6 protein-coding genes are annotated in these 10,562 nt (G+C 58.3%); all 6 read right to left on the minus strand.

From position 1 onward, the window contains the following. Positions 1 to 10: 10 nt before the first annotated feature. Complete coding sequence (locus V3W39_RS28785) at positions 11 to 4,513, minus strand: hypothetical protein (protein ID WP_330213820.1); 4,503 nt, start codon at positions 4,511 to 4,513, stop codon at positions 11 to 13. A gap of 362 nt (positions 4,514 to 4,875) precedes the next feature. Then, positions 4,876 to 6,546: a response regulator gene (locus V3W39_RS28790; RefSeq protein ID WP_177044256.1), complete on the minus strand. Its 1,671-nt coding sequence runs from the start codon at positions 6,544 to 6,546 to the stop codon at positions 4,876 to 4,878. Continuing rightward, positions 6,543 to 8,045 carry an ATPase domain-containing protein gene (locus V3W39_RS28795; RefSeq protein ID WP_177077806.1) on the minus strand — a complete coding sequence of 501 codons (1,503 nt, stop codon included), beginning with the start codon at positions 8,043 to 8,045 and terminating at the stop codon, positions 6,543 to 6,545. Before V3W39_RS28795 ends, V3W39_RS28790 begins: the two co-directional genes overlap by 4 nt. Positions 8,046 to 8,156: 111 nt before the next feature. Next, a complete protein-coding gene (locus V3W39_RS28800) occupies positions 8,157 to 9,215 on the minus strand; it encodes a tetratricopeptide repeat protein (protein ID WP_177077804.1) in 1,059 nt (352 codons plus the stop codon). Positions 9,216 to 9,290: 75 nt separating this feature from the next. Next, positions 9,291 to 10,181 (minus strand): bestrophin family protein, encoded by an 891-nt coding sequence (locus tag V3W39_RS28805; RefSeq protein ID WP_177044259.1) that lies wholly within the window; start codon positions 10,179 to 10,181, stop codon positions 9,291 to 9,293. A gap of 164 nt (positions 10,182 to 10,345) precedes the next feature. Continuing rightward, the coding region (locus V3W39_RS28810) for a hypothetical protein (RefSeq protein ID WP_330213821.1) at positions 10,346 to 10,562 on the minus strand (217 nt) is incomplete at its 5' end.

A 10,562-nucleotide genomic window follows, 5' to 3' on the forward strand; every position in this document is an offset into this window, starting at 1 on the left:
AGTTAAACGATCAGGCGTTCAGGCTCTTCACATTGGTATTCAGTGTGCTGGCGGGCGTGTAAGCGAACTGCCAACCTGGTTTTCCGTCAATTCCGTCCAGAAAGCTCTGCAGGCCTTTGTCTTTTCCATTACCAAGGTGGTACACGGTCATTCCGCCGCTGACGACAGGCGGATTGCCTGCCCTGACCATCGCCACGTCCAGGTCCGGGCTGTTGGTGTTGAAAAGGTACAGCTCATTGTCGGCAGTTTTTTGAATGTAGACGGTGTGACCAAACTCTCCGCCTTCATTGGCGTGCTTGAAATTCAGCAGCCCGGATTCGGTGATGTCGGCGGGACTGAATGTGGTTTTGAGCGCGTCTGGTTTGATTCCCATCAGTTCCAGGTAACGCGGCGAGTAGTTTGTGCCGTCTTGGCCTTTTGTGCTGGCTTTGACCACCTCGAACACGTCATCCGAGAGGGTTTTTTCCGCCTGGCCGACACGCACAGACGCGTCATAACATAGCAGGCCTTGATTGCCCGGAGCCTTATGCAGTAACTCCCACTTGGTTTTCAGTTCCACATGAGAAAGGGGGGCAACCCCAGGGATCGTGATGGGTGTGTCATACAGTTTTTTAACGTCGGGACTGAACACACTATTTTTTTGTTGCCAGGCGTCATCATGATCAAACACCTTGAACTCCAACTTGTTGGGGTCGGTGCTATGGGTTTTATAGGGCGGCTTCAGTTTTTTATCGCGCGAAAGTCGTTCCAGGCCCTTTTTCATATCCTCCGCGCTTTGGAAGTTGGCAATGCCATGATTAGGGTCATAAAAGTAATAACTTCGGTGAGTGCCATCCACCTTTACACCCGCCGCCATGGCGTGACCTGGAGTGTCGATCATGACTGACTTTGAAGCCGTGGCGTCCGCCAGTTCCTGAACCATGTTTTGTATTGAAAGCTGCCGGGTAGGCTGCCCGGCATGGAACGCACTTCGAGCCCCCACCTGAGTTTGAAGCTTGCTGAGCCTGGCGATGAACTCTCTGGAGGCAGGGGCCTTTGGGAGGGCTGCGGCGGTAAACATGTTCGTGAGAAGCGTCTGATCTTTTCCTTCCGCCACGGCGGTCGCCATGGCGCGTGAAAGTGCGGCACATTGCCCGTCAGACAGTTGCCCCGTTTGGCTGAAGTACACGACTTGGGGCATGGGTATGACGTTTCCGAAGTGAGGTTCGATGTTGTCGATAAACCTGGCTGATCCACTGCGGCCAAACTCATAGGCGACATCGTCGTACTTTTTGAGGAGCATGCCTGCCTGCTCTGCGGTGAGATTCTTATTGCCCGCCAACTTCATGATATCTGCCGCTTTCATCTTATTGGAAAAGCCCGGGATGGTCTGAGGGTCTCCAGACAAGTAGCCCTGTTCAAACGCATCTTTGTCAGGCCCTCGACGATGAGCGTTAATGGTGTTTTTCCAGTTGGTGACAATGGCTTCATCCACTTTCCTGGTGGCACCGTCTGCGGTAGCCCATTTTCCGAAGCCTTCGGTATCTATGCGTGCGGAGGGTAGAAAGTCCTTCAGTGGCGGGCCATAGGCTTGCCTGGTCAACGGGTTGTAGTGATGCCATTTGCCATTTTGCAGAATGGCGGGCCCTTCAAGAAACTCATTGTTAAGCTTGAATGTGCCGAATGAGGACGAGTCGAAACGTTTGCTGGCTCTCACGAGATCATAGTTGTCGGCGGAGCCCGCCAGGGTTCTGAAAAATTTTTCGCCCTTGTTGAATCCGGTTTTTCCCAGCGTTGCAATACCGCGCGCGATATCGGCAGCGCCATCCAACGGATTAAGGACGCCGATGGCCGCCCGTCCAACGATCTTCAGCACTCGGCCTGCCTTGGCCAGTGCCGAGGCACCGGCCGCCAGGGCCTTGGTAGCCTTTGCTGCGGCGCCCAGTCCCATGACGAAACCAAACACATCAAGGGTCAGGTCCACAATGCCCTCACCATAATTACCGGCCATGAAATTCTTGATCGCTGATCTTCCAGGAATCAAATTAAGTAAAAACTCCTGGACGTTTTTATACGCGGGGACTTCGGTATCAAGTGTGGTCGAACCCCAGGCTTGCTCGTACAAGCCTTTAATATCAAGGTCATCCAACAGCGCCTGAGCGATGTAGGAGGTGCGTGTGCTGTTGAAACTATTCAGGTGCGCGCCGGTGATTGTTTTTTCATCAATCTCTCCCTCCGAGTAATCCCGTGTTTTTACTTCGTCAAACTCCCGGAAAATATAGGTAGAGTCGGTGGGTTGGCGCCCCACCTCAAAATCCTTGAAGTCCTCACGTTTGGTGATTTTAGACGTTTGCAAATTAATCTCGTACGTCGTCACTGGCCTATTTTTCAGTTGGGTTTTTACTACCAGAGTGTTTGGCTTCATCCGAGTCCGCGTTTCGCGGCCAACGTTGTCTTTTAAAACATCAAACTCTTTGGCAACCGTAATTTTTCCATATTCCAGATTTTCCCGGTCCTCATAGGGCAGCTGCGATATCAAAAGTTTAACCTGGGCGCGAGTAGCGTTCTCGATGCCTTCTAGATAGGCGCCGAGTGCTTCTTTAAATGCAGGCAGTATGTGCGGGCGACCGCTGGCTTTTTTCAGTACATCGTCGATGTCCACCGCCGCCGATGAAGAGACCCATTTATTTAGATTGGGGGACCTTTTACTTTCATCTATCTCGGTCAATTCCATCGAGGGAAGATCAAATAATCGGTCTTTCATATACAGATCCAGGACGGAATAGGGTCCCGGGAAATCGTAATTGCCAGGGCGGCCCGTGTCGCCCAGGACGAGCGTGATGCACTTTTCCTGCAACTGGCTCTCGGTCATGTGGGGCAGGCATTCTTTCAACTCTGCCAACGCCATGAGCTGCAGGTCCGGCATCGGCGTACGGTAAGCTTCGGAGGCTTTCTGTAACTCACTGATTTGGGCACTGAACGCTTCGCGGACTCTGGTCATTCGCTCCGGGGTGTCAGAGGCCATGCCGTTGATGATCCCCCAATGTTTAAGCGCGTTTTCCTGCGCGGCATATTCAACTTGGCGCTCCTTGAGGGAGATCGGTGCCACGTCGGCATGCAGCATGATTTGCCCGTAACTCATGCCTGCCGTCGCGCCTGGCGTTTTAGCCTCGATTCTCCCCACGGCGGTGACAAAACTGACCCAGCTATGGGAGCCGGGAACGACAGTGTCCGGGATGTCCTTGACCAGATATTCGGGTGCCCGATTCGAAAGCAACACGTGGGCCAGAATCGATGCCTTTTCGGGGGATGACGCCTCGCCAGTCCTGACCAGAAAGTCGACGATGTGCTTGAAGATCACCGGTGCAGGTTTGCCCCACGTCTCTTTGTCCATCAGGTCGAAACCGGAGATGACAGTGACTGGCCTGCGCTGGGGGCCGGAGCCGACATAGCCGTCCATATTCATGGCTGCCAACAGCCAGTCCTCGACACTGCCCTTGACCGACCGGGCTTCGAACTTGGCCTGGATCGCAAGACCCAACGCCTGCCCCTTGGGCGAGTCGATGAGCGTCTTGAGCAACTGTTGCGGATTGCGCAGCTCGGACTGGGAAAATGTATTGCCCTGCATCAGGTATTCCAGCACGTTCTTGAAGGCACTCACATCAATGTCGCCGAACTTGCCGTAATGAAGATCGGCCTCCAACTGCAGCCGACTTTGGTGATCCAGTGGTGTGGGCCAGGCTAATGCGCCGCCGTTATTGCCATGCTCGGGGGCACTCGGCTCGGGCCTGAGCAGATACTTTGAGAGGTTTTCCAATTGTTCGCGGTGGGTGGGAATATCCCAACCGTTGTCGTCGATGATTTGCTTCAGGCAGGGGCTTGATTCGTTTGCGTATGGGCTGTCGGAACGCGCTATTAAAAGAGTCTGCTCCAGATACTGCGGGATTCGTCCCTCCCAATACCCGTTTTCTACCTGTTGATCCGCCAGGTACTTGAATTCATTGCCCAGGTTTTGATTGTCGTAAAGAGACGCCAGTGCGGTCTTCTGGGTTGCGAGTTCATCTTCGCTGCGAGACTCATGCAACCCTTCGAAGTAAGGCTCATCCAGTGTATGGAACGCTTCGTCTGCCAGTATCTGTTTCGCGCGCTGGTGGGTTTCAGCGGGCGATTGCTCCAGTTCCTTGTAGAAGCGCTTGACCAGCCATAACGGGGCGCTGTTGCTGTTCTCGGAAAGCGGAGGCTTGAAGCTTGCAAAGCTGTATCCGTTGGCCACGATCAGGCCTGCGGCCATCACAGGCCCACTGACATTCGCCCAATCCTTGTCTTGCGGACCACGGGTCTGCAAGGACGGGCTCGATGTGAGACTGCGCGTGGTCTTGAACGAGACCTGGTTTGATCCTGGGGTGATTGTCAGCGTGGATTTATCAACATGCGCAGACTTCATCCACTCGGCCACCTGTGGTGACTGGAGGGCGCGCCCCAATTGCGCCCACCACTGGCCAAACGTGGAGCTTGGCGGGATGTTGTCGATCATCAGCCCCCGGTCATGACTGGACATCCCGTTTGTTCGAAGCAGCGTATTGCCATACAGCCTGGCCAGTTCACTGTCGCCCTCGGCCCGCGAGTCGACAGGCCTCGCATCGCTTGCCGAGGATGACCCTGGTTCCGAGACCGTTGGTTGGTTTGCCGAAAGGGGCACCGGGCCGGAATTGACAGGCAACTGGTGCAGGGGGATTACACGACTGGACGAAATCATAATTGGGCGGCCTTCAGGGAATCGTCGGGTTCACCCCAGCAGCATCGCGCGCGCTGAGATATGAACCTTCGTACCCAATACCGTCGTGACGATTCCAACCTGCCGACAATTAATAATTACCGCACTTTGCCGGGCGTGCGTTACGCCCGGATCATCTCCCGCACCTTCGCCGTCAGCAAATCAAAGGTGAACGGTTTGGTGATCATCTGCATCCCAGGGTCCAGAAAACCCCCGCGAACCGCTGCGTGTTCCGCATACCCGGTAATGAACAACACCTTCAAATCCGGCCGTACCTGCCGCCCGATTTCCGCCAGTTGCCGCCCATTCATGCCCGGCAGCCCAACGTCGCTGATCAACAGGTCGATGCGTTGGCCGGACTCGATGATCGGCATGGCGCTGTCGGCGTCGCCGGCTTCGACAAACGCATAGCCCAGTTCACTCAGCACGGCACTCACCAGCACCCGCACGGCCGGGTCGTCTTCGACGATCAGTACGGTTTCGCCTTCGTTGGCGAAGGGCAGCAAGGCCGGGTTGAGCGGTTCATCCACAATCATTTCACCCACAAACCGTGGCAAAAACAGGCTGACGGTGGTGCCTTCGCCGACCACGCTGTGAATCGTCACATGCCCATGGGATTGCCGGGCAAAGCCGTAGATCATCGACAGCCCAAGGCCCGTGCCCTGGCCGATGGGCTTGGTGGTGAAGAACGGGTCAAAGGCCCGGCTGATCACACTTTCGGGCATGCCGCAGCCGGTGTCGCTGACGCTCAGCTCCACGTAGTCGCCGGGGGTGAGGGTGCCGTAGGCCGCCGTGAACACGCTGTCGAGATGGCGATTTGTGGTTTCCACCACCAACTGGCCGCCGTCAGGCATCGCATCGCGGGCGTTGAGCGCCAGGTTGAGCAGGGCACTTTCCAGTTGGTTGGGGTCGACTTCGGCGGTCCATAGCTGCTCGGTCAGGCGGATGTCCAGGGTGATGCTTTCATTGAGGCTGCGTTCCAGCAGCTCACCCATGGACGCCACCAACTGGTTGATCTGGACCGGTTTTGAATCCAGTGACTGGCGCCTGGAAAATGCCAGCAGACGGTGGGTCAGGGCGGCCGCGCGGTTGGCGGAGGTCACGCCCAGATCAATCAGGCTGTCGAGGTCGTCTATACGCCCCCGCGCTACCCGGCGTCGCAACAATTCAAGGCTGCCAATAATGCCGGTGAGCATGTTGTTGAAGTCATGGGCGATGCCGCCGGTCAATTGGCCTACGGCTTCCATCTTCTGCGACTGGCGCAGGGCTTCTTCGTTGTTGCGCAGCTGGGCGGTGCGTTCTTCCACCTGTTGTTCGAGGGTTTCAAGGGTGCTTTGCAGGCGTTGTTCGCTCTGGCTCAGGTCGATCAGGCGATCCCGGGCTTCGTACTGTCGGCGACGGCCCCGCAGTGCCGTGCTGACCAGGCTGATCAGGGTCACGGGATGGAACGGCCGCTCCAGGAAGGTCACGTTGCCCAGCAGCTTGCTCAGGTGCGACGAGCCGTTCTGCTCGCTGCCGCCGTGATGGGTCATCAGTACGATGGGCAGGTCGGACCACGCCGGCTGCTGGTGCAGATAGGTCAACAGCGGTTCCAGGTCGATGCCATGCATGGCCTCGGCGGCGATGATCAACAGGCCGGCGCCGTGTTCGAGCTCGTCGCAGAGCATTTGCAAATGCCCCGCGATAATCCCGTTGAACCCCGCCTCGTTGAGCATCATCAGCGCCAGGGAGCTGTCGCGGCCCAGGGGGGCCAGAATGATCGCCCGTTCGGAAATGGCCGGCAGGCCACTCATGAACTTTCATCCTGGAGCAGCGGGTTATCGGTGCCCATGTAGGTGGGCACGCCGCGCAATACACCCTGGAAGGCATCGAGGGGTTCGCCGATGGTCATGCCGCGGCCACCGATGCGGTATTCGCGAATCGTCGATTCGTGGCTGCCGGTACGTTTCTTGATGATCGAGATGGCCCGGCGGACTTTGCCCAGGGCTTCGAAGTAACGCAGCAGGATCACCGTGTCGGCCAGATAGGTGATATCCACCGGGGCCTGCATGTCGCCCACCAGCCCGTGTTGGGCCACGGTCATGAAGGTCGCGGCGCCACGGCGGTTGAGGTACAGCAGCAGTTCGTGCATGTGCAGGATCAATGCGTTTTCTTCGGGCATTGCCGCCTGGTAGCCGTTGACGCTGTCGATCACCACGGTCTTGATCCCGCGCTCATCCACACAGCGACGCACCCGGTGGGAGAACTCGCCGGGGGACAACTCGGCGGCATCCACTTGCTCGATCAGCAGGTTGCCGGTGTCTTGCAGGGCTTGCAGGTCGATACCCATGTTTTTCATGCGTTCGAACAGCAGGCCCAGTTCTTCGTCAAAAATAAACAGCGCAGCTTTTTCGCCCCGGGCCACGGCGGCGGCCGCGAAAATCATCGAGATCAGCGACTTACCGGTACCGGCCGGGCCGAGGATCAGGGTGCTGGAACCGGTTTCGATACCGCCGCCCAGCAACGCATCCATCTCGCGGATGCCACTGGTCAGGGTCTGGCGGTTGTAGCCGCCACGGTGCTCGGCCGCTACCAGGCGCGGGAATACGTGCACGCCGTCTTCCATGATGGTGAAGTCATGAAAGCCGCCGCGGTACTTCTGGCCGCGGTACTTCACGATCCGCACACGACGGCGTTCGGCACCGTAGTTGGGGGTCAGTTCTTCCAGGCGGATCACGCCGTGGGCCACGCTGTGCACGGTTTTGTCGAGGGATTCGGTAGTCAGGTCATCCAGCAACAGCACCGTGGCGTCGTAGCGCACAAAGTAGTGCTTGATCGCCAGGATCTGCCGGCGATAGCGCAGGGAGCTCTGGGCCAGCAAACGGATTTCCGAGAGGCTGTCGATCACCACGCGGGTGGGTTTGACCCGCTCCACCACTTCAAAAATCTGCCGGGTGGCTTCACCCAGCTCAAGGTCCGAGGAATACAGCAGGCTCTGCTGGTGCTCGGCGTTTAGCAGGCTTTCGGGTGGCGTGAGTTCAAAGATATGGATGTGTTCGTCCAGGTCCCACCCGTGGGACTTGGCACCCTGGCGCAACTCGCGCTCGGTTTCCGACAGGGTGATGTACAGCGATCGCTCACCGTTTTTGGCGCCGGCCTGGAGGAACTGCAGGGCCACGGTGGTTTTACCGGTGCCCGGCTCACCTTCCAGCAGGAACAGGTGGCTACGGGAAAGTCCCCCGGCAAGAATGTCATCCAGACCTTCAATACCGGTGGCTGCCTTTGCTGTGAACAGCTCTTTGGATGTAGACAAGAAGTGCCCTCGGGTCACGTATAAGTAGAGGTGCGCGCCCGCGAGAGCGCGCCATATTTACTTGACCGTGACGCCGTGTAGCGGTTCAACGTTTTGTATCAATTAGCGCTTTTACAGCCCTTGTTGGAGTGCCGGATCGTCCGGGTTCTGCTGTTCAAGCTGCGCCAGCAACACCTGGACATTCTGCAACTGGCCGGTCTCTTTCCAGTAATTGACCAGCAACACCCGCGCCTTACGGTTGGCCGGGTTGCGCTGGACGATTTCTTCCAACTGGCGCTGGGCGGCTTCCAGTTCCTGCTGGGCGTGCAGGGTGGTGGCCAGGTCGTAGCGATAGTCCTGATTGTTCGGTTCCAGCTCCACCGCCCGGGACAGGCTGAGCAGGGCAAACGCGCGCTCCCCGTGGTGCAGCAGCCACATGCCGAGGGCATGTTGCAGGTAGGCCGAATCGGGGTGGGCCTGTAACTGCTTGGCCAAGAGCTGGCGGGACTCGTCGACCTTGCCCTGTTTATCCAGCAATTCGATTTGTGCGACCACGGCTTGCAGGTTGTCGGGTTGCAGGCGCATCGCCTGTTCCAGGGCGTTTTGTGCGTCGGGCAGCAGCGCGCTGTGAATGTACAGGCGTGCCAGCTGGATCCAGCCTTCGGGGCTCTCGGGCTGAGCCTTGAGCAATTTCACGTATTCATCGAGCACTTGCTGCAACGGGCCGAAGTACAGGCCCAGGGTGTCGGGGGACAGCCCCAGCAGGGCATTGGCCGCGGCAAACCGTACGCTTTGTTCGGTGTCATCCAGCAGTGGCCCCAGCAACAGCACGCGCTGGCCGCTGGGCACCAGGCCGACGATGCTGTGGATCGCCGCCTCGCGCACCATTGGCGCGTCGTTGGCCAGGTCCTTGTCCGCCAGCTTGAGGGCCTGGGGGCTGGGGTAATTGGGCAGTTCGGCATGCAGGGCGGCGCGGCGCACGTCGGACAAGTCCGGACGGCCCAACTGTTGATACAGCACGCGGGCGGCGCCGGGTTCGCCGTTACGTGCCTGTTTCAGGGCCTTGGCATAACCATGGGCGATGGCCGGTGGGACCACTACCGGTGGCGTACGGGTGAAATACCAGGTGATGACTGCGATAAACAACAGGGCGCACAGGCCGACGATGGAGTAACGGCGTGACTTTGACATGCAGGCGTCCGAAAGCTGGGGAGCTAGTGCAAAGCCATCAGCTTCGGTCAGGTCACCGCGAGTGTCAAACCCGCATCACGTCAGCACAAACTCAATCGGCTCCAGGGCCGGTGGTAGCACGGTTTCACCGAGGGCGGCGAGCACTTCGCGCTCCAGGGTGCGGACGATGGCATTGCAGGGCAGGTCGTTTTCGTCGAAGCCGAAGGGGTCTTCGAGGTCGTCGCCGATTTCATCGAGGCCGAAGAAGGTGTAGCTGACGATGGCGGTAAAGACCGGTGTCAGCCAGCCCAGCGGCTCGGCCATGGCGAAGGGTAGGAGGATGCAGAACAGGTAGATGGTGCGGTGCAGCAGCAAGGTGTAGGGGAAGGGCAGCGGGGTGTGTTTGATTCGCTCGCACGAGGCCTGGACCTGGCTCAGGCCGTACAGCCGGGTTTCCAGTTGGGTGTAGCGCCAGTCGCTGATTTGGCCTTGTTCGGCGAGGCTTGAACAGCGGGCGCCGAGGTCTTGCAGGATGCTGTCGGGGGGATTTGGGTGATTGGGCTTTACGTTGATCCAGGGCTTGATGGCGTGCGCCTCATCTTCCAGGCGCAGGCGTGCGACCAGGCCGTGGGCGAAGCCGCAGAGGCCGCGGAGTATGCCTTCGCGCTCGGCAGGGTTGAAGACTTGGGTTTCGCGGATCAGCGAGCGTACTTCGATGATCATCTGGCCCAGTTGTTTGCGGCCTTCCCACCAGCGGTCGTAGCAGGCGTTGTTGCGAAAGCTCATGAAGATTGACAGCGACAGGCCCAGCAGGGTGAAGGGGGTGGCGTTGACCTTGGAGAAATAGGCGGGGTGCAGGGTTTCCACCAGTACGATGACTGAGGCGAGCAGGGTGACCATCAGGCTACGCAGGGCGATGCGCTTGGCGATTGAACCCTTGAGGGAGAACAGGATGCCGAGCAGGTTGGGTTTGGGACGGACGATCATGGGCGGGCTTCTTGGGTGGCGCAGGCCTGAAGCTTAGAAGCTTGGGGGTGGAGCGTCCAATCGCTTGGGCTGACTGGGTGATTGGTGGGGTCTATCGTTGGGCCTTTGGTGTACATATCCGTTATTCGGGTAACGGCGGCTTATGGTTTCGCTCTTACAGTGACTCACTTTGGAAAAGCCGGAATGCCGGCCCAGCCCAAAGTAAGCAAAGGGCTCTGCCCCGTCGCGGCTAAACCGGCGTCCTGCCGGTTTACCCGCTCCTCAATCCCTGCATTCGGCCTCGGGCTGAATGGGGCAGTCAGATCAAGATCAAAAGCAAGAGCACGGCGGCCTGAAAGCCGACCTGAGTGTGTAAAAGCAAGATCCAGAGCGAAAGCAGAG

This window comes from Pseudomonas sp. Z18(2022) (assembly GCF_036346535.1).
Lineage (GTDB): Bacteria > Pseudomonadota > Gammaproteobacteria > Pseudomonadales > Pseudomonadaceae > Aquipseudomonas > Aquipseudomonas yamanorum_A.